17 protein-coding genes and 2 tRNA genes are annotated in these 18866 nt (G+C 35.2%); 11 read left to right on the top strand and 8 right to left on the bottom strand.

Translation table 11 applies throughout. The features are described 5' to 3' along the window. Positions 1-29: 29 nt before the first annotated feature. Positions 30-1676 carry an inorganic phosphate transporter gene (locus tag M947_RS15665; RefSeq protein WP_031347873.1) on the top strand — a complete coding sequence of 549 codons (1647 nt, stop codon included), beginning with the start codon at positions 30-32 and terminating at the stop codon, positions 1674-1676. A 71-nt stretch (positions 1677-1747) separates the two neighbouring features. Here M947_RS15665 and argJ read toward each other — a convergent pair whose 3' ends face one another. Genes argJ through rpmB form a run of 3 tightly spaced genes read right to left on the bottom strand, consistent with a single transcriptional unit; the run spans position 1748 to position 4252 of the window. Continuing rightward, positions 1748-2923 carry a bifunctional glutamate N-acetyltransferase/amino-acid acetyltransferase ArgJ gene (gene argJ / locus M947_RS15660; RefSeq protein WP_021287004.1) on the bottom strand — a complete coding sequence of 392 codons (1176 nt, stop codon included), beginning with the start codon at positions 2921-2923 and terminating at the stop codon, positions 1748-1750. After that, positions 2916-4046, bottom strand: coding sequence for a potassium channel family protein (locus M947_RS15655; RefSeq protein WP_021287003.1), 1131 nt, complete (start codon positions 4044-4046; stop codon positions 2916-2918). The genes argJ and M947_RS15655 overlap by 8 nt, the downstream gene beginning before the upstream one ends. Positions 4047-4063: 17 nt before the next feature. Further along, on the bottom strand, positions 4064-4252 hold the full coding sequence (rpmB, locus tag M947_RS15650) for a 50S ribosomal protein L28 (RefSeq protein WP_021287002.1): 189 nt from the start codon (positions 4250-4252) through the stop codon (positions 4064-4066). Between the two features lie 173 nt (positions 4253-4425). Between rpmB and M947_RS15645 the strand changes: the two genes are divergently transcribed. The 5 genes from M947_RS15645 to M947_RS15625 all read left to right on the top strand — a co-directional run bounded on the left by M947_RS15645 (position 4426) and on the right by M947_RS15625 (position 8953). Then, positions 4426-5223, top strand: coding sequence for an HDOD domain-containing protein (locus tag M947_RS15645; RefSeq protein ID WP_031347872.1), 798 nt, complete (start codon positions 4426-4428; stop codon positions 5221-5223). Then, complete coding sequence (locus M947_RS15640; protein ID WP_021287000.1) at positions 5220-6614, top strand: chemotaxis protein CheX; 1395 nt, start codon at positions 5220-5222, stop codon at positions 6612-6614. The genes M947_RS15645 and M947_RS15640 overlap by 4 nt, the downstream gene beginning before the upstream one ends. A 252-nt stretch (positions 6615-6866) precedes the next feature. After that, positions 6867-7508, top strand: coding sequence for a ribulose-phosphate 3-epimerase (gene rpe, locus M947_RS15635; RefSeq protein ID WP_021286999.1), 642 nt, complete (start codon positions 6867-6869; stop codon positions 7506-7508). 7 nt (positions 7509-7515) lie between these two features. Further along, a complete protein-coding gene (locus tag M947_RS15630) occupies positions 7516-8100 on the top strand; it encodes a phosphoribosylanthranilate isomerase (RefSeq protein WP_021286998.1) in 585 nt (194 codons plus the stop codon). Continuing rightward, positions 8090-8953, top strand: coding sequence for a 3'-5' exonuclease (locus M947_RS15625; RefSeq protein WP_021286997.1), 864 nt, complete (start codon positions 8090-8092; stop codon positions 8951-8953). The genes M947_RS15630 and M947_RS15625 overlap by 11 nt, the downstream gene beginning before the upstream one ends. On the opposite strand, the gene accA is transcribed toward M947_RS15625, so the two are convergent. From accA to gpmI, 5 genes are all read right to left on the bottom strand, one after another. Beyond that, on the bottom strand, positions 8941-9876 hold the full coding sequence (gene accA, locus M947_RS15620) for an acetyl-CoA carboxylase carboxyl transferase subunit alpha (RefSeq protein ID WP_021286996.1): 936 nt from the start codon (positions 9874-9876) through the stop codon (positions 8941-8943). The two genes, M947_RS15625 and accA, sit on opposite strands and share 13 nt — an antisense overlap. A 12-nt stretch (positions 9877-9888) precedes the next feature. After that, a complete protein-coding gene (locus M947_RS15615; RefSeq protein WP_021286995.1) occupies positions 9889-11100 on the bottom strand; it encodes a beta-ketoacyl-ACP synthase II in 1212 nt (403 codons plus the stop codon). A gap of 90 nt (positions 11101-11190) precedes the next feature. Further along, positions 11191-11418, bottom strand: coding sequence for an acyl carrier protein (acpP, locus tag M947_RS15610; protein ID WP_021286994.1), 228 nt, complete (start codon positions 11416-11418; stop codon positions 11191-11193). Positions 11419-11482: 64 nt separating this feature from the next. Then, complete coding sequence (gene fabG / locus M947_RS15605) at positions 11483-12229, bottom strand: 3-oxoacyl-ACP reductase FabG (RefSeq protein WP_021286993.1); 747 nt, start codon at positions 12227-12229, stop codon at positions 11483-11485. 103 nt (positions 12230-12332) lie between these two features. Beyond that, positions 12333-13808 (bottom strand): 2,3-bisphosphoglycerate-independent phosphoglycerate mutase, encoded by a 1476-nt coding sequence (gpmI, locus tag M947_RS15600; protein WP_021286992.1) that lies wholly within the window; start codon positions 13806-13808, stop codon positions 12333-12335. Positions 13809-13949: 141 nt separating this feature from the next. On the opposite strand from gpmI, the gene mraY reads away from it, so the two are divergent. From mraY to M947_RS0111870, 5 genes are all read left to right on the top strand, one after another. Next, on the top strand, positions 13950-15011 hold the full coding sequence (gene mraY, locus M947_RS15595) for a phospho-N-acetylmuramoyl-pentapeptide-transferase (RefSeq protein WP_021286991.1): 1062 nt from the start codon (positions 13950-13952) through the stop codon (positions 15009-15011). Then, positions 15012-16223, top strand: a complete 1212-nt coding sequence (gene murD, locus M947_RS15590; RefSeq protein ID WP_021286990.1) for a UDP-N-acetylmuramoyl-L-alanine--D-glutamate ligase — start codon at positions 15012-15014, stop codon at positions 16221-16223. It begins immediately after the preceding gene. Positions 16224-16250: 27 nt separating this feature from the next. After that, positions 16251-16326: transfer RNA gene (locus M947_RS15585), tRNA-Phe, on the top strand. A 26-nt stretch (positions 16327-16352) separates the two neighbouring features. Continuing rightward, positions 16353-16428 (top strand) — tRNA-Phe (locus M947_RS15580). A gap of 112 nt (positions 16429-16540) precedes the next feature. After that, positions 16541-18859 (top strand): bifunctional diguanylate cyclase/phosphodiesterase, encoded by a 2319-nt coding sequence (locus M947_RS0111870; RefSeq protein WP_021286989.1) that lies wholly within the window; start codon positions 16541-16543, stop codon positions 18857-18859. The last annotated feature ends 7 nt before the right edge of the window (positions 18860-18866 follow it).

Genomic DNA, 18866 nt, shown 5'->3' with positions numbered 1-18866 from the left:
AATTTTTAAAATATATTTTTGAGGTAATGATGGAGATTTCAACTTTTAAAAGGCTAGAAAAAGTTGCTCTTAAAAAGAGCGGTACTGACTTTACAAGACTAGGTTTTTCACTATTTTTTATGATTGGTGTTTTAACCTTTAGTTTTTTAAGCAATGGTGGAATTTCTAACAATATGTTCTTAGCGATTGCTGCACTCATTGGTGCATATATGGCTATGAACATCGGTGCTAATGATGTAGCTAACAATGTAGGGCCTGCTGTTGGTTCAAGAGCACTAACTCTAACTACTGCTATTATTATTGCTGCTGTTTTTGAAGCTGCTGGAGCTTTGATTGCTGGTGGAGAGGTTGTAAATACCATCAAGAGTGGTATCATAGATATAACAGCCTTTGGAGATAATGCCGACCCTTTTATATGGGCAATGATGGCAGCTCTTTTAGCAGCAGCCCTTTGGCTTAACTTTGCTACTATGATGCGCGCACCAGTATCTACTACACACTCTGTAGTTGGAGGTGTAATGGGGGCAGGTATTGCTGCTGCTGGTTTTTCCATAGTCTCTTGGAGTACTATGGCAAAAATCGCTGCATCATGGATAATCTCGCCTATTATGGGTGGAATTATCGCAGCTCTTTTTCTCTATGCTATTAAAAAATCTATAGTTTTTAAAGAAGACAAAGTTTTAGCAGCAAAAAAATATGTCCCCTTCTTTGTATCTATAATGGCATGGTCGTTTGTAACGTATATTATAATAAAGGGTTTTAAAAAAATATGGCCACAAACTGTTGAGTTTTTAAACCTTATACCTTTAGTCTCTATAGAGATGAGTGACAAACCAACTATGTTGGTTGCCCTTTTAATAGGTTTTTTAATTGCTATAGTTGTTTATTTTACTGTAAAATATAGAGTTGGATCCAACAATACTGCGCTTGAAAATACAAAAGCCTCTGTAAATGCACTCTTTACAATCCCCCTAATTTTTTCAGCTGCACTTTTAAGTTTTGCTCACGGTGCAAATGATGTCGCAAATGCAATCGGACCATTAGCCGCAATAAATGATGCGGTTGTAAATGGTGGAATAACTTCTAATGCATCTATCCCTTTATGGGTCATGGCAGTCGGTGCTTTAGGTATCGCTCTAGGACTTGCTCTTTATGGACCAAAGCTTATCAAAACAGTAGGTAGTGAGATTACAGAGCTTGACCAAATCAGAGCATTCTCAATTGCTATAGCAGCAGCTATTACTGTTATCATAGCATCTCAGCTAGGACTTCCTGTTAGTTCGACTCACATCGCTATTGGTGGTGTATTTGGTGTTGGATTTTTAAGAGAGTGGTTGGATTTAAATGATGTCGATAAAACCATAGAAGAAGAAAAGCAAAGTATCATCGAAGATAAGGAAATTCTCAATGCTCTAAATGCAGAGCTCTTAACTCTAGAGGCAAAAGAGGGCAAGATACAAGAAGATTATGAAAGAATTGTAGATCTATATAAAAGTATAGCTATAGAAAAATCGCAGATAAAGTCCACAAAAAAGAGCATCAAACAGGCTAAAAAAATCGAGTATGTAAAGAGAGAAGCTATCAAAAAAATCATCACAGCATGGGTCGTAACAGTTCCAGCAGCAGCAGTTCTAGCAGCTATGCTATTTTTTATGATAAAAGGGATAATGGTTTAAGGGTTGATTATTTTCAACCCTCCAGTAACATTTTTTATTGTTGAGTAACTTTTGTTCTTGTAGATGACAAATTAGGTTCTATAGTCTGCATTGATTTTGACATACTCATAGCCTAGATCACAACCATAAGCTTTAAAGCTGCCCGCTCCTACTCCTAAGTCACAAGAAATAGTAAACTTTTTATGGCTCATTACCACTGCACACTTTTTCTCCATCTCAGCATCGAAATTTAGTCTGCCTCTATCATAAACACAAAGATTGTCAAATGAGATTTTCAGCATCTGTTCATAAGCTTCAACTCCACTTGCTCCCACAGTAGAGGCTATCCTTCCCCAGTTTGGATCTTCTCCAAAAAGAGCAGTTTTTACTAAGAGTGAGTCACTTAGAGTCTTTGCAACTACCTCAGCATCTGCATTATTTTTTGCACCCGTGATTTTATAAGTCACAAGTTTAGTAGCGCCCTCCCCATCTCTTACTATCTCTAACGCTAAAAAGTGCATAACTTTAAAAAGTGCTTCTTTAAAAGCTTCTCTATCATATGCACCACTTCTAGAGTTGCTTAGAAGTAAAACTGTATCATTTGTAGAAGTATCACCATCAACACTTATAGCGTTAAAAGTTGTCTTTGTGACCTCATCAAGAATCTCTTGCATCTCTTGCTTTGAAACCTTAGCATCTGTAGTTATAAAGCAGAGCATCGTAGCCATTGCAGGGTTTATCATTCCAGCACCCTTTGCCATAGCTCCTATACTAAAACTGCTACCATCATCGAGTGTAACCTTTAGAGCTATCTCTTTTGAAAATGAGTCAGTTGTCATAATGGCTTTTGCAGCATTGTTTGGATTTTTCTTCTTTATGTCAAAGAGCTTCATACCCTTTATGATTTTTTCTTTTGGAAGTCTCACTCCAATAACACCAGTTGAACTCATGATAGGATTTAACATCTCTGAGCAGTTGCTTAACACCTCATCTATATCATCAACTCCAACCTTACCAGTCATTGCATTTGCATTTTTTGAGTTAATTAGCACAAAGTTAGTCTTAAACTCACCCTTAGCCCTAAAGTGCTTTATAGGAGCTGCAAACATCTTGTTTGTGGTAAAAACTGAGGCTATTTCACACTCACTATCACTATAAATAAAAGCCATATCTAGTGCATTGTCTTTTTTAAGTCCAGCGCTTATCCCATCAGCAAAAAATCCTTCCGATGCACAGACTCCACCAGTTGCTTGAACTATATTATACAAATCTCAACTCCTTAGGTTTAGTTCTCTTTCTAAGCAGCTCTTTTGTGGTTGTGATATCACTCTGCATACCAATAATAAGGAGTTTACATTCACTAGTAATGAGTACATCACCCTTTGGCATAGAGATAAATTTACCATCTTTTTTCGTTATACCAATAACTGAAGTATTGGTGATTTGGCGAATATGTGTCTCTTTTATCTTCTTAAGAACTGCCCAACTATACTTTGGAACCTCTACTTCTTCCATATCTAGTGGATTATCACTCTTATATAAAAACTCTTCTAAAAGATTTTCCATATCAGGGCGGGCCGCCATTGCACTAACTCTTTGGGCAGTTAGTTTTGTAGGCGAGACAACTGTGTCTGCGCCTAATTTTTTAAGTTTTTCAACATCGTTCATAGCCTCAGCTGCTGAGATAACATAATATGGACGTGGCAAAAAATGTTCCTGTTCAAAAAGTCTTACAGAAGCTATAAGAGCAATATTATCAGCTATAGATGAAGATAGAGTTATAAGTCCTTTTGCGGATGCTAGATGTGCCTTTAACATTGAGAGTTCAGCATGAGGCTCTGCTTTTAAGTAGCTTTGATAGTTATGCTCTATTGCCCACTCATGAATCTCTTCTCTAGGATCAACAACAACAAAAGGAATATGATTTTTTCTTAGCTGTTTGGTAACTTCAAGAGTGTAATCATTATGATAACAAACAACAAAATGCTTCTTTAATCTTGCTATCTTATATAACATTTTTCGCTCCTTTAAAATCTTAAAAATAGTACCTCTATTTAACTCAGTCGCCATGATACCTATAGCACTAGTAAATATAGCAAAACCAGCAATAATTAGTGTTATAGTAAAGAGTCGTCCTGCATTAGAGACTTCAAAAACCTCCCCAAAACCAACGGTAGTAAATGTAATACCTGTTTGGTAAATGGCATCCATTAGAGATACTTTTTCTAAAAGTAAATAGCCTATAGTTCCAAGTAACATTGTTATGATTGTTAAAATAAGAGGTAGACGAAATTTTCTCAGATGTGGATAAACTTCAGGAAGAAGTTTAGTTTGGGGTTTGGGAGCAGACTCCCAATGTAGGAAGTTGCGAATCCTTTGTAAAAGATTCAACTCTATTTCCTATACTCTTACGAGTTTTTCTTTAGTGTGCGTAATTCTTTTGCAGAAATTTTAATCTTTTTGGTTGTACCATCTTCTAATGTGATACGCACTGTTCTTAAGTTTAGTAAAAAACGACGCTTTGTTCTGTTTTTTGCATGAGAAACATTGTTCCCACTCATAGGGCCTTTGCCACTAATAGCACATCTTCTTGCCATGCTAGAATCCTTAGTTTTAGGTTTTTAAAAGTTGCGAATTATATCAATGTGAAGCAAAACTCCAGCTTAAAGGCAGCTCCATGTTTGAACAAACAAAGCATAAGTAGATTTAATAGGTATTTTATATATATAAAGATAAAATGTATCAAATCTATACCAATAATGAAGAGAAAATGATAACAAAAGACGAGATTGATGAGTATATAGAGAAAATTCCACCTGCTCCAAAAGCACTAAAAGAGACTCTCTCACTCTTAAATGATGGTGAACTTATAAAAGCTTCAAAGATTGCTCAAACAGATCTAGCTCTTGCAAAATATCTTAAAAATTTAGTAAATAAACCTATCTATGGCTTCTCACATGAGATCAAAGATATATCACAGATCTTTGGCATCTTAGGCGTCTCAGGCTCACAGCAAACCGTCTATAACTATATGACTACACTTCTAAGCCCTTCAAAATGGTTACTTTTTAAACTAAATGCAAAATCTTTTTATGAGCTCCAAGCAAGACTCTCAAAAAGATGGGAGCTTATTTTAAAGCATCTAGGTATTGATGATAAAAACGTAACAAGTTCTATAACTCTACTCCCAGCTAGCATCATAGTCTCAGAGGCTCTTTTTTGCCAAAGGATCGAAGATGTAAAACTTTTAAGATCTACTAAAAATCTCGACTACAATACTATACTAACTCGTCTTTGTGGGATAGGTCTGTTTGATATCTGCGAACAGATTTCTATAAAATGGGAGATGCCTAAAGAGATAGGCGAGATTATTCAAGCTAGCTCAGGATTAAAACCATCAGCCAATGGAAAAATAAACCTACTTGCAAAGTGGATGCATCTGCTACTTTTTTATGAGCTCTCTCAGCCTATGTTTATAGAAGCAGGTTTAAATGATTTTATCGATTTTCAGGTAGATTTTGTAAGTGACATCTATGATGATTTTGCCACTCTTATGGAGATAAAATGAGAGCCGTTGTCAAAAATGGAGTAGGAGTCTTTACTCCTCAAGGCTTTTTAGATGGAAACAGCAGTAGCTCTTTTCTAAGCATAGATGACATTGAGGCTACAGCTACGCTAGATGTTGATATGATTTTAGTTTCATTAAAACGAGTTGTGTTTTTTAACAAAAATGGACTTGATATCTTTATAAAACTCTTTACTAAAGTAAGACACAAAAATCATGCAACAGTTGGTTTTTGTGACTATGATGAGAAAAAATACAAAGCCATCCATATCTTTTATCAAGAAAAAATGTACTTCTCTTTATATAAAACTATAGATATAGCCTATCTTTTTTCCTCCTCTTTTCAAAACCAAAATAAAAATGTTTTACTCTATAGTGAAGACAAATCTCAACGCTCAGCAATGGCTATAGAGCTTCATGACAATGGACACAATCCCATAATTGCCCAAACAGAGAAAGAATTTAAAGAAAAATCATCTAACAAAGATGCTTATGATGCCATAGTTGACTTAACATATCTAGGTCAAATGGGACAAAAAATAGCTACAAGAGTTACAGGAAATGCCATTATTTACTCTATCTCTTCTTTTTTAGATGCAGAGATTTCAAATAAGTTCAATATCCAGTACCATAATAACTCCTTAAATGTAGGCTTTAGGCTCTTTATATTTGATGCTTACAAAGTAATAAGCATGAATGTTCATGCACTAAATTTTTTCTCAAAACTAGCGAGTGCTGCAGCTGAATATAACGCTAGCATCTGTTTTGTTGGTATGGACTTTGAAAAGACTACAGAGACCTTTAAAGAGACTCTTGAAGACGCTGGCATCTTGTTTTATGAACAGATGGATGATATCTTAAAAAACAAAGAGCTTCTCGAAGAGCTTGGAGCATCGAGTGCAGCAAATACTAAAACTAAAAGGGTTATAAACAAAAAGACTGTGACTGAGTTGCCAAGATTTATAGATGCAACGGTTGTTACTATTGAGATGATGACAAATTCTAAAGCCATCAAACAATCTGCTCAAGTTCAAGCCATAGATATAAAAGACAAAACGGACAAAATTGCAAGTTCTATTGGTTACTATGGGGACTTAGATGGAATGGTGATATTAGTCTTCCCTAAAGGTATCGCAAAAAAAGCTTGTGAGCTCCTTATAGGGGAAAATACTAATGATGTAGAGCTTATCTTAGATACCTTAGCAGAGCTTGTTAATATTGTCGGTGGAAAGATTAAAACACTTCTCTCGGATCAAAATATTAGCGTAGATATAACTCTCCCTCGTACCTACAACGATGTTGAGAGTCTCTTAGAGGTAGTTCAAGATAGAAAAGGTGTTCAAGTTGAGCTATCTTTTAATGATGATAAGTTTCTCTTTTTCTTAACTAGATAAAAGCTTGCATCTGTATAATTACAAAACTAAACACTCTGAATCAATCTATAAACTAGATTCCGTGTCAAGCACGGAATGACGAGATGTGTGTCATACTTAACTTGACGAGACGTATGTCATGCTGAACTCTAAAGAAACATTTTTGCATAGCAAAAAGCGATTCTCTTGTTTTGATTCAGGATCCAACTTAATAATTGTTCAGAACATTCAATTAAAATGAGAGTTCAGTTCTCATATATATAAGGAATATTTATGTTAGTAGCCCCTAGTGTTTTATCGGCTGATTTTGGTAACTTGCAAAGAGATGTAGAAGATATATGTTCTAGTGGCTGTGATCTAGTTCATGTGGATGTGATGGACGGTCATTTTGTACCAAACTTAACCATTGGACCTGTTGTAGTATCTGCCATTGCAGCATGTGCTACGAAACCACTTGATATACACCTGATGGTTCAAAACAACACTTTTTTTGTTGAACTATTTGCACCACTAAAACCGAAATATATATCTTTCCATATAGAAGAAGAAAAACATCCTCACAGACTCATCCAAAAAATCCGCTCACTAGGCATAAAACCAGCCATAGTTTTAAACCCTCAAACACCCCCAGAATCTCTAGAGTACATCTTAAAAGATTTAGATATGGTTCTGCTTATGAGTGTAAATCCTGGCTTTGGTGGTCAAAGTTTTATACAGAGTGTTATTCCAAAAGCTGCTAAGCTAAACGATATGAGAAAGAGACTAAATCCAGCTTGTCTTATAGAAGTTGATGGGGGAGTGAGCTATAAAAACATACAAAGTCTAAAAGAGGTAGGTGTAGATATTGTAGTCGCTGGAAGCTATATTTTTAACCATGCTTCAAAAAAAGATGCAATAGCTTCACTTAAAGTTTAGAAACATAATGAAAACTAAGATTTGCGGAATAACCACATTTACTGATGCTATGAATGCTATAGACGCTGGTGCTGATGCTCTGGGCTTTGTTTTTTATGAAGAGTCTCCTAGATATATCTCTCCTAGTGATGCACAAAAAATCATCTCAAAACTTCCTCCATTTGTAGAAAAAGTAGGTCTCTTTGTAAATGTGGATGCACAAGTTATAAACTCATATATGCAAGAGTCTGGATGTACTCTAGCCCAAATCCACTTTGAAGCAGACGAGGCACTCTATGAGCAACTTTTTGTTCCTCACATCAAAGTCATAAGAGCTAAGAGTGCAGAAGATATTTTAAACTATAGTGATGAATATAGACTTGTAGATGCATATTGTGAGGATTATGGCGGGGCTGGCAAAAGGTTAAATATAGAGTGGTTTGATGGAGTTGATTGCTCTAAAATCATCTTAGCTGGTGGGCTTGATGCATCCAATGTAGTGGCACTTAAAAAATATGGTTTTTATGGAGTTGATGTGAGTAGTGGAGTTGAAATTTCTCATGGCAATAAAGATGCAAAAAAAGTAAGAGAGTTTATAGATAATGCTCACTAATGATTTCGCGCTAGATGCAAAAAGTATCCAAAAACTCTCAAACAAAGGTTTAGCACAAGAGCATTTAAAGTCTCAAATAGATGATAATCAACTAGATCTTTGCTTAGAACTTTGGCACTCTCAAGGACTAGAGATCATAAAGCATCATGGTTCTTACTACTTCTCTACAAGATTTACTTCTATAACTGATGGAGAGTTTTGTATAGTAGATATTGAGACAAATGGCTCAAAGATAGAAAAGCACCAGATAATCGAAATAGCAGCTCTTAAAATCAAAGATGGCAAAGTCATAGATAGATTTGAGTCTCTTGTAAAGTGCCAAGAGATAAATATTCATATATCTGAAATAACTGGAATTAAGGTCGAAGATACAAAAGATGCACCACCCTTAAAAGATGTACTTTATAAGTTTAAAACTTTTTTAGCGAACTCTATCTTTGTTGCACATGATGTAAAGTTTGATTATAGTTTTATCTCTCTTAGTATGCAAAAAATTGGACTAGAGCCTCTACTAAATCGTTCTCTATGTTCGCTAGCCATTGCTCAAAGAACTATAGTCTCCTACAGATATGCTCTGTCTTACTTAAATGATACACTCAACCTAAACCCAGATGCAACCCATCATAGGGCAATGAGTGATGTTATAACTACCTATGAGCTATTTAAACTCTCACTTGACGGTATCAAAAAGACAAATAAAGACATTAAAAGTGTTGAGAATCTTATAAAGTTTAGTAAAGATGCTAAAAGATTAAAAAGACCAAAATTTGATCCTCTTTTGTTAGAGGGTCAAAAAGAAGAAGAAGAAGAAGAGAAAGACGTTAAAAAAGAAGATTCAGCTTACTCTGCGTAAGCGCCGATACCTGTTAGTTTTTCATATCTAGCTTGAAGCCTATCCTCTTTACTCATATCTCTAAGTGTTTTAACGCTAGATAAGAAATAATCAGCGATAGCCGCAGCTGCAGCCTCTTTATCTCTATGAGCACCAATAAGTGGCTCATCTATGATGTCATCTATAAGTCCAAGTTTTTTTAGGTCTCCACTTGTGATTTTCATAGCGTTTGTAGCAGCTTCTGCTTTTTTAGGGTCATTCCAAAGTATTGCAGAGCAGCCCTCAGGCGAGATAACACTAAAAACAGAGTAACGCATCATAGCAAATCTATCAGCAACACCGATAGCCAAAGCTCCACCACTTCCACCTTCACCGATAACTATAGAGACACTCTCGGTATCAAGTTCTGAAAGCTCTAAAAGATTTCTTGCAATCGCTTCGCTTTGGTTTCTCTCTTCTGCACCCAAACCTGGATATGCGCCCGGAGTATCTACTAACATCAAAAGAGGAAGATTAAACTTCTCCGCTAACTTTGCAGCACGAAGAGCTTTTCTGTAACCCTCAGGATGGGGCATACCAAAGTTTCTTCTTATCTTATTTTTAGTTCCACGACCCTTTTGCTCTCCAATAACCACAGCCCTCTCATCACCGATATAGCCGATATAGCACAAGATTGCAGCATCATCGCGAAAGTGTCTATCTCCATGGATCTCATATTTATCGCGCATAATCATGTTGATATAGTCAAGCGCATAAGGTCTATCTATATGACGAGCAAGCTGGAGTTGTTGAAAAGGAGTTAGATTACTAAAAGTTTTATTAACTTCCTTATCAAGATTTGCTTGAAGTTTCTCTACTTCGATCTCATCATGACGAACACGAGCAGAGATTATATCTTCTTGAATAAATTTGATCTTATATTCAAAATCTAAATATGTTGCCATTTGAGTCCTTTTTTAGAGTTTTTTAAAGATTAAAACACCATTAGTTCCACCAAAACCAAAAGAGTTACTCATAACTACATTTAGATCTGCTTTTCTTGAAGTGTTAGGAACATAGTCAAGATCACAAGCTTCATCTGGAGTTGTATAGTTAATAGTTGGAGGGATGATGCCATCTCTCATTGCCATCAAACAAGCAACAGCTTCTATTCCACCAGCTGCACCTAAACAGTGGCCTATTTGACCTTTTATAGAGCTCATTGGAGGAAAATTTTTGCCCAAAAGTTCTTTTACTGCGGCAGTTTCGTTTTTATCATTGATAGGTGTGCTTGTTCCGTGTGCATTTATATAGTCGATTTTAGGCTCACCTGCCATTTTATAAGCTGCCATCATAGCACGAGCTGGACCATCAAGGCTAGGTGTTGTTATGTGATTAGCATCGCCACTCTCACCAAAGCCTATAATTTCACCGTAAATATTTGCACCTCTTGCAACTGCATCCTCATAACTTTCTAAAACTAAAGCTGCAGCACCTTCGCCCATAACAAAGCCATCACGAGCAGAATCAAAAGGACGAGAAGCCTCTTTTGGATTTTCATTGTTAGTTGAGAGTGCTTTCATAGCCGCAAACCCACCAACTCCAGCACCAGTAACTGCACACTCGGCTGATACTACTAACATCTTATCTGCACCATTGCACATAATAGTTTTAACCGCTTCGCTTATAGCGTGAGTTCCAGCTGCACAAGCAGTTACACTCGATAAGTTAGGACCCTTTGTTCCATGCTTTATTGAGACAAAACCGCCAAGCATATTAACTAATGCTGATGGAATAAAAAATGGAGATATCCTTCTAGGACCTTTAGTTGCAAGAATAATAGAGTTTTTCTCAATAGCAGGAAGACCTCCGATGCCAGAGCCTGCACTGATACCAAATCTATCCATATCTGTGTCTTGTGGAAGATTTGCATCTTCCATAGCTTCTGCTGCAGCTTTTAGTCCAAGATGAATAAATCTATCTGCTTTTTTAACTTCTTTAGGTGCCATAACTGTTGATGCATCAAAGTTTTTTACTTCTCCTGCGATTCTAACAGAGTACTCAGATGCATCAAAAAGAGTAATCTCATCTATGCCACATTTGCCATCACACATAGCCTTAAACGAACTCTCTTTATCATTACCAACTGCATTTATCATACCTATACCAGTTACTACAACTCTTCTCATAAAAAAACTCTCCATCACAAAATTTATAAAATACTCTAAAAAACTCAGTTGCAAAGTTGCAAACTGAGTTCTAAAAATATTTTAGTATGATTATTTATTTTCTATATAATCAACAACATCTTTAACAGTTTGAATCTTCTCTGCTTCATCATCAGGAATCTCGATATCAAATTTCTCTTCAAGAGCCATTACTAGTTCAACTACATCAAGGCTATCAGCACCTAAATCTTCAACGAACTTTGCGTCCTCTTTTACTTCATCTGCATTAACGCTGAGTTGCTCAACTACTACTTCTTTAATATCGTCTAAAAGTGCCATTATAGCTCCTATTTTTTTTATTATAAAATCGCGAAATTGTAACATATTTAACTTAAATAAACTATTACGCCATGTTCATGCCACCATTAACTTTTAGTGTTTCACCTGTTATATAACTAGAGTGATCCGAGAGTAAAAAGGCTGTTGCTTCTGCTACTTCTTTTGCGTCTCCAAAGCGTCTCATCGGTATCTTAGATGTAAAACTCTCCTTTACTTCATCACTTAGGGTATCTGTCATCTGGGTTGCAATAAAACCTGGAGTTATGGTGTTGTAACGGATGCCACTTGTTGCTGCTTCTATTGCAAAACTCTTGCTCATCGCAATAACTCCACCTTTTGAGGCTGCATAATTTGTTTGTCCAGCATTTCCCGTCTCTCCTACGATGGATGCGATGTTTACAACTGAGCCAAACTTTTTCTTTCTCATAACTTTCATAGCTTCACGACATCCTATAAAACAAGACGCTAAGTTAGCATTTATAACGCTCATAAACTCCTCTGTTTTCATACGAAGTGCAAGTTTATCATTTGTAATGCCAGCATTATTTACAAGATATGAAAGTTCCCCATCACAATCTACTATAGTCTTAATGGCATCTACAAATGCAACCTCATCACTAACATCAAAGCCAATAACAGCAGCCCTGCCACCACTTTCTTCTATGTTATCCTTTATGGCATCAGCTTCTTTTGCACCACTTCTATAATTAATCCAAACTTTTAAACCATAACCAGCCAAAGTCTTTGCAATCTCAGCACCAATCCCACGACTAGAACCTGTAACTAAAACATTTTTTCCGCTAAATTTCACTACTTTTCCTTTAATTTATTTTATAATTTCACACTCTTAGAACTTGTAAACAAGAGCAGTTTGTCACACCTTCTGGAAGTGAGGTTTCAACCTCGCCCAATGTTTAAACCAAACTACTATCCATCTCTTTTGGTATCTCTATATCCATGAGTTTTAAAACTGTTGGAGCTATGTTGTTTAGTCCTCCATCTTCTACTTTTGTGACTCCCTGGGCGACTACAAAACACCAGACTTTTCCAACTGTATGGTTTGTTAGGATACTTCCATCATCATTTTTCATCTCTTCACAATTTCCATGATCAGATGTAATAACTACAGAGTAGCCTTGCTCTTTTGCACATTTTAGTATGCGTCCTAACTCTGCATCTACAGCCTCAACTGCCAAAATTGCGGCTTTCTCATTCCCAGTATGTCCTACCATATCACCATTTGCAAAGTTTACAACTACAAAGTCATACTCCTCACCCATAGCACTAAGAACAACATCCCCAACCTCTTTTGCACTCATCTCTGGTTTCATATCGTAAGTTTTTACATCAGGTGAGGGGATAAGAACTCTTGTCTCATTCTCATAAGGCTCATCGATACCGCCATTTAGAAAAAATGTAACATGAGCATACTTTTCTGTCTCAGCTGTGTGGAGTTGTCTTAATCCCTTTGACGCTATTACCTCAGCTAGAGTATTTTTTGGAGGCTCTTTTAAAAACAAAACTGGATAAGAAAAAGATTTATCATACTCTGTCATAGTCGCTAAATTAACTCTTTTTTTAGTGCCTTTAAAGCTATCAAATTTACTACTTCCAAGAGCAGTTACTAGCTCTCTCATCCTATCACTTCTAAAGTTTATAGTTAAGATGCTATCTCCATCTGTAACACCGTTATAATCTTCAAATGCGACAGGCTCTATAAACTCATCCGTCTCGCCTTTAGCATAAGATGTGTCTATATAAGAACTTGCACTTAAGTTTGTTTTTGGCTTTGCGTCTACCATAGCTTCATAGGCTTTTTGGACTCTATCCCAGCGGTTATCTCTATCCATTGCAAAAAAGCGCCCAGAAATAGTTGCTATCTTTACACTTTTATCTATTTGGGACTCTAAAGATTCAAGGAACCTTTTTGCAGAAGTTGGAGAGACATCTCTACCATCTGTTATAAGATGCAAAAAAACTTCTTTATTGTTTTTTGCTGCAATATTTGCAAGCCCTATAAAATGGTCTATGTGAGAGTGAACTCCGCCATCACTCATAAGCCCAATGAGATGTAGTCTTGATGATTTGTTAAAAAGTGATTGTAAAACTTCATTTGATTCTAGTGTTTTCTCGCTTAATGCTAAAGAGATTTTAACAAGATCTTGATACAAAACTCTGCCACTTCCTATGCTCATATGACCAACCTCAGAATTTCCCATCTGCCCTTTAGGAAGACCAACACTTAGTCCTGAGGTCTCTATAAAAGAGTGTGGCACTTCTTTAAAAAGTTTGTCATAAGTAGGTTTTTTAGCTTTGTAAAATGCGTTATGCTCGTTTTTTGTGCTATAACCTATGCCATCTGTTATGACTAAAACAGCTTTTTTTGACAAATCTACTCCCTTTTTGTAAAATTTTGTAATTATACTCTTTTTTCAAAAATGACCAAATGTAATAAAATATTTTCACTTTATCATACTTTTACAATAAAACATCTATAATGTCACTTCTAAACAACTAAGGAACTAACCACTTTGCTATATGCTCTTCATGAATTACTAAATATAAATATACTCGGCTACATTACTATTAGGGCAGGAATTTCATTCTTCTTAGCTCTTTTTTTCACTCTATTTTTAATGCCAAAGTTTATAAGATGGGCACAAAAAAACTCAAGCGTTCAACCCATCTACGATCTTGCTCCACAAGGACATAGACAAAAAGAAAAAACTCCAACTATGGGCGGTATAGTCTTTGTAAGTGCTACTATACTAGCATCTCTTCTTACTATAAAGTTTTCCAATATGTTCGCCATCGGAGCCATTCTCACGCTTGTTCTTTTTGTTCTTATAGGCTTTAAAGATGACATAGCAAAAATAAAAAAGAGCCAAAATGGAGCGGGGTTAAAGGCAAGAACAAAACTACTCTTACAGATACTAGCGTCCATCGCTATAACAGTTTATTTATGTCTTAGTGCCGAGCTAAACACTGAACTCTACATACCGTTTTTGAAAAATCCAGTCTTGGATATGGGAATGTTCTCGATGATATTTTGGTCTATAGTCATCGTCTCAACTTCAAACGCAGTAAATTTAACTGATGGGCTTGATGGCTTAGCTACAGTTCCATCCCTTGCAGCACTTGCATCTTTTAGTATCATCATCTACTTCACAGGCAACGCAGTTATAAGCTCTTATCTTTTAATGCCAAACTTTGATGTGGGTGAAGTAGCCATTGTAGCTAGTGCTTTGATGGGAGCTTTGACTGGGTTTTTGTGGTACAACTGCCATCCAGCCGAGGTTTTTATGGGAGATAGTGGCTCTTTAACTGTTGGTGCATTTTTGGGCTATCTTGCCATTATCTCTAAAAATGAGATACTTCTTCTTCTTATAGGCTCTATTTTTGTTATAGAGACAGTTTCAGTAATTTTGCAAGTTGGAAGTTATAAACTCAGAAACAAACGAGTCTTTTTAATGGCTCCGATTCATCATCATTTTGAGATGAAAAAGTGGGCTGAGAACAAGATTATAGTTAGGTTTTGGATTATCGCAATTTTATCAAATCTTGTCGCTCTTATCACACTGAAGATTCGCTAGATGCAAAAAGTCTCACTATTTGGCTACGGAAAAACCACAAAAGCTTTAGCAAAAGTTGTAAAAAATGCTACCTTTTATGATGACAAATGTCTAAAACCTTTTCGTGATGAAGATGGATTTATGATAAAACCATCAAATGAATTTAACCCAAAATACTCTTGCTTAGAGATTTCCTCACCTGGCATCTCTCCATCAAACACACTTATAAAAATATCTAAAAATCTTATAAGCGAATATGACTATTTTGCAGATGTAAGTCCCTTAAAAGTTTGGATAAGTGGAACAAACGGAAAGACTACAACAACTCAAATGATGCAACATCTCTTGGCGTCTAAGGGAAGTGTTTGTGGTGGAAATATTGGCACTCCCTTAGCTTTACTAGATAAAGATGCAAAGATATGGCTACTTGAGACTAGCTCTTTTACTCTGCACTACACAAATAAAGCAGCACCAAATATCTATGTTCTTCTTCCTTTAAGCCCTGACCATGTAAGCTGGCATGGAAGTATGAAAGATTATGTAAATGCGAAGCTAAAACCACTCTCTTTTATGAGAGAAGGCGAAGTTGCAATAATCCCAGAAGCTTATAAAGATACACCAACAGATGCACATCTTATCACTTACAAAGATGAAACTTCACTTGCTGAGTATTTTGATATAGATGCGAACAAAGTAAAGTTTAAAGGCGCTTTTTTAGCTGATGCACTCTTAGCTATGGCAGTTGATAAAATTTTGTTTGATGAGATAAACTATGAAAAAATCAACACATTTACACTTGAAGCACACCGTCAAGAAGAGTTAAGAGATGCAAAGCAAAGACTCTGGGTCAATGATACAAAAGCGACAAATATAGACGCAACTATAGTTGCACTAAAGAGATATAAAGATTCATATATTCATCTGATACTCGGCGGAGATGACAAAGGTGTAGAACTTGATGAGTTATTTGAGTATATGCAAAATCTATCTCTTAAGATCTACACAATAGGCTCAAACAAAGAAAAACTCTCAAATCTTGCACAAAAGTATCAGATAGAGTTTACAACCTGTAAAAATCTATCTAGTGCTATAACAAAAATAGATAAAAGATTAAAAAAAGATGAAACTGCCCTACTCTCTCCAGCAGCTTCTAGCCTCGATGAGTTTAGCTCTTACATGCAAAGAGGTAATGAGTTTAAAAATGCTGTGCGTAAGCTAAAATTCAGTACTTAAAAGATACAATTTCGCTCTTTAAAAGATGGCCTGTTAGCTCAGTCGGTAGAGCAAGTGACTGAAAATCACTGTGTCCTTGGTTCGATTCCGAGACAGGCCACCACCTCTTTTAAAAAACCTCAACTTTGTGGCCAATTAGCTCAGTCGGTAGAGCAAGTGACTGAAAATCACTGTGTCCTTGGTTCGATTCCGAGATTGGCCACCACCTAAAAACTTTTGTATAATCCCTCTTTTTCTTTACTAAAACCATATTTCTTATTAATATAAAATTAGATAAAGTAACCCTATTACTTGACTTAAGGATTTTGTGAGCATAAATGAAAAATAGACAAAAATCAATATTTTATACACTTTTTCTCGCAATTACATTTACGATAATTATTGCTGTTTTGATAGTAAGTAAAATATTTTACGACCAAACAAAAGAGCTAATTATTAAAGATATAAAAAGTGATGTCAAAACAAGTCTATCACTACTAAAAAACAGTATTTACCCTTTTATGGATTCATACTCTGTACATGAGTATGAAAATCTTATAGCAAATGAGCTAAATCGTAAATATACCCTAGCTATAGTTGTTGAAGATTACAATATGGCAAAGATATTGAACTCAAAATATTTAGTTGGTAAAATCAACAATAATCAAAAGATAGAAGATTACGACCAAAACAATGAGACTCATCAAGAAATGATAAATAACTCTTATCTCAATATCAAAGATGATATTTATAATCAAAATGGTTTAAAATTAGGCAATATAGCAATTTATGCTTCTTATGATTTAGTAGAAGAAAAACTAGAAAACATCATTACACTCAGTATAATAATTACATTATTAAGCACTATGATAGTCTTATTGGTACTCTATTTTGTCATACACAAAATAGTACAAAAGCCTCTTAATAGTATTATAAAAATAATTAATAATAAAACAGCTGATGGCATACCAATAGGTAAGATTCCTTCTTATGACTCTAAAGAATTAGCGATTCTATCATCAACCCTTAACAATATGATAAGTTCTATCAAAGATTCAAGATATAGATTAGATCAAAATATTGCATTTTTAAGAAGCTATGAATTGGCGCTTGACAAATCAAGTATAGTTACAAAGTCAGACCTTAATGGGAAGATTATTTATGCAAATGAGTATTTTTATAATATTTCAGGCTTTAAGCCAGAAGAAGTTATCGGTAAATCACATAATATTGTAAGGCATAAAGAGACCCCAAAAGAGCTATACATAGAGCTTTGGAAGACTATTGGCAATAAAAAAGTCTGGAAAGGAATTTTAAAAAACAGAGGTAAACTAAGTGACTATTGGGTAGATTCAACTATCTTACCAATCTTAGATGAGAATCAAGATATTGTTGAGTTTATAGCAGTTAGGCATGATATTACTAAAATGATAAATCAACAAAAACAACTTGATAAAATAGCAAATACTGACACACTAACTAACTTGGGAAACAGATATAAGCTGATCCGTGACATCAGCCGCAGTTCAAATCCAGCACTTGCCATCATAAACATAGATAATTTTTCAGAGCTCAATGACTTTTATGGATATGAGGTTGGAGACTATATCATCAAACAAGTAGGTCAACATATATCAGGAGTAACTAGACATAAAAATACTTATACATACCATATTCAAGGCGATGAGTATGTTTTATTTAACCATGATATAGATAAAGATGAGTTTGAAAAAAACATACATAAACTAGTAGATATTTTTGCTGATATATCTGTAGAAGTTGATGAAGAAGAATTAAACTTTAACTTTACCATTGGGGTCTCTTTTGAGAGTAAAGATAAGATTTTACCAAGCGCAGATATGGCTTTAAAAGTTGCAAAAAGAAACAACGAAAACATAGTGGTCTTTAGTGAAGCTATATCTTTAAACAAAGAGTATGAGAACAATATTTACTGGACAAAAAAGATAAGAGGAGCCATCTTTGAAGATAGTTTTATACCAGTCTACCAACCTATTATCAATAACAAAACAAACAAAATAGAAAAATACGAATCCTTAGTTAGAATGAAAGATAAAGATAGACTAATATCTCCTTTTTTCTTTTTAGAAATCTCAAAAAAGACAAAATACTACTCAACGATCACTAAGATAATGATAGAAAAATCTTTTGAGCGCTTTAAAGATAGCAGCATTGAATTTTCTATAAATATAACCATTGAAGATATTTTAAACAATGAGATAAAAGAGTACATATACAATATGCTCATTAAGTACAGCATTGCATCAAGAGTTGTTTTTGAGATAGTAGAGACTGAATCCATAGAAAATTTTAAAGCGGTTTTAGGTTTTATAAATAAAATAAAAGAGCTTGGTTCGAAGATAGCTATAGATGATTTTGGTACAGGTTATAGCAACTTTGACTACTTGATGAAGCTAAATGCTGACTATATAAAGATTGATGGATCTCTCATAAAAGAGATAGACACAAACAAACAAGCACAGGCAGTTGTATCAACAATAGTAGACTTTGCTAAAAGAATGGATATAAAAACCATTGCTGAATTTGTGGAAAATAAAAATATTCAAAATAAAGTTATAGAGTTAGGCATCGACTACTCTCAAGGTTATTTTTTTAGTGAGCCAAAAGTGGATATTTAAAAAATTG

Source organism: Sulfurimonas hongkongensis (assembly GCF_000445475.1).
Classification (GTDB): domain Bacteria; phylum Campylobacterota; class Campylobacteria; order Campylobacterales; family Sulfurimonadaceae; genus Sulfurimonas; species Sulfurimonas hongkongensis.
This window is presented reverse-complemented; position numbering and strand designations above follow the sequence as displayed.

What these genes read in the sequence shown, in the direction of transcription:
- M947_RS15615 (WP_021286995.1), bottom strand. Translation starts at nt 11,100, where the DNA reads ATGAGAAGAGTTGTAGTAACTGGTATAGGTATGATAAATGCAGTTGGT.
- rpmB (WP_021287002.1), bottom strand. Translation starts at nt 4,252, where the DNA reads ATGGCAAGAAGATGTGCTATTAGTGGCAAAGGCCCTATGAGTGGGAAC.
- M947_RS0111870 (WP_021286989.1), top strand. Translation starts at nt 16,541, where the DNA reads ATGAAAAATAGACAAAAATCAATATTTTATACACTTTTTCTCGCAATT.
- acpP (WP_021286994.1), bottom strand. Translation starts at nt 11,418, where the DNA reads ATGGCACTTTTAGACGATATTAAAGAAGTAGTAGTTGAGCAACTCAGC.
- M947_RS15630 (WP_021286998.1), top strand. Translation starts at nt 7,516, where the DNA reads ATGAAAACTAAGATTTGCGGAATAACCACATTTACTGATGCTATGAAT.
- accA (WP_021286996.1), bottom strand. Translation starts at nt 9,876, where the DNA reads ATGGCAACATATTTAGATTTTGAATATAAGATCAAATTTATTCAAGAA.
- M947_RS15625 (WP_021286997.1), top strand. Translation starts at nt 8,090, where the DNA reads ATGCTCACTAATGATTTCGCGCTAGATGCAAAAAGTATCCAAAAACTC.
- M947_RS15640 (WP_021287000.1), top strand. Translation starts at nt 5,220, where the DNA reads ATGAGAGCCGTTGTCAAAAATGGAGTAGGAGTCTTTACTCCTCAAGGC.
- M947_RS15645 (WP_031347872.1), top strand. Translation starts at nt 4,426, where the DNA reads ATGATAACAAAAGACGAGATTGATGAGTATATAGAGAAAATTCCACCT.
- M947_RS15665 (WP_031347873.1), top strand. Translation starts at nt 30, where the DNA reads ATGGAGATTTCAACTTTTAAAAGGCTAGAAAAAGTTGCTCTTAAAAAG.
- rpe (WP_021286999.1), top strand. Translation starts at nt 6,867, where the DNA reads ATGTTAGTAGCCCCTAGTGTTTTATCGGCTGATTTTGGTAACTTGCAA.
- murD (WP_021286990.1), top strand. Translation starts at nt 15,012, where the DNA reads ATGCAAAAAGTCTCACTATTTGGCTACGGAAAAACCACAAAAGCTTTA.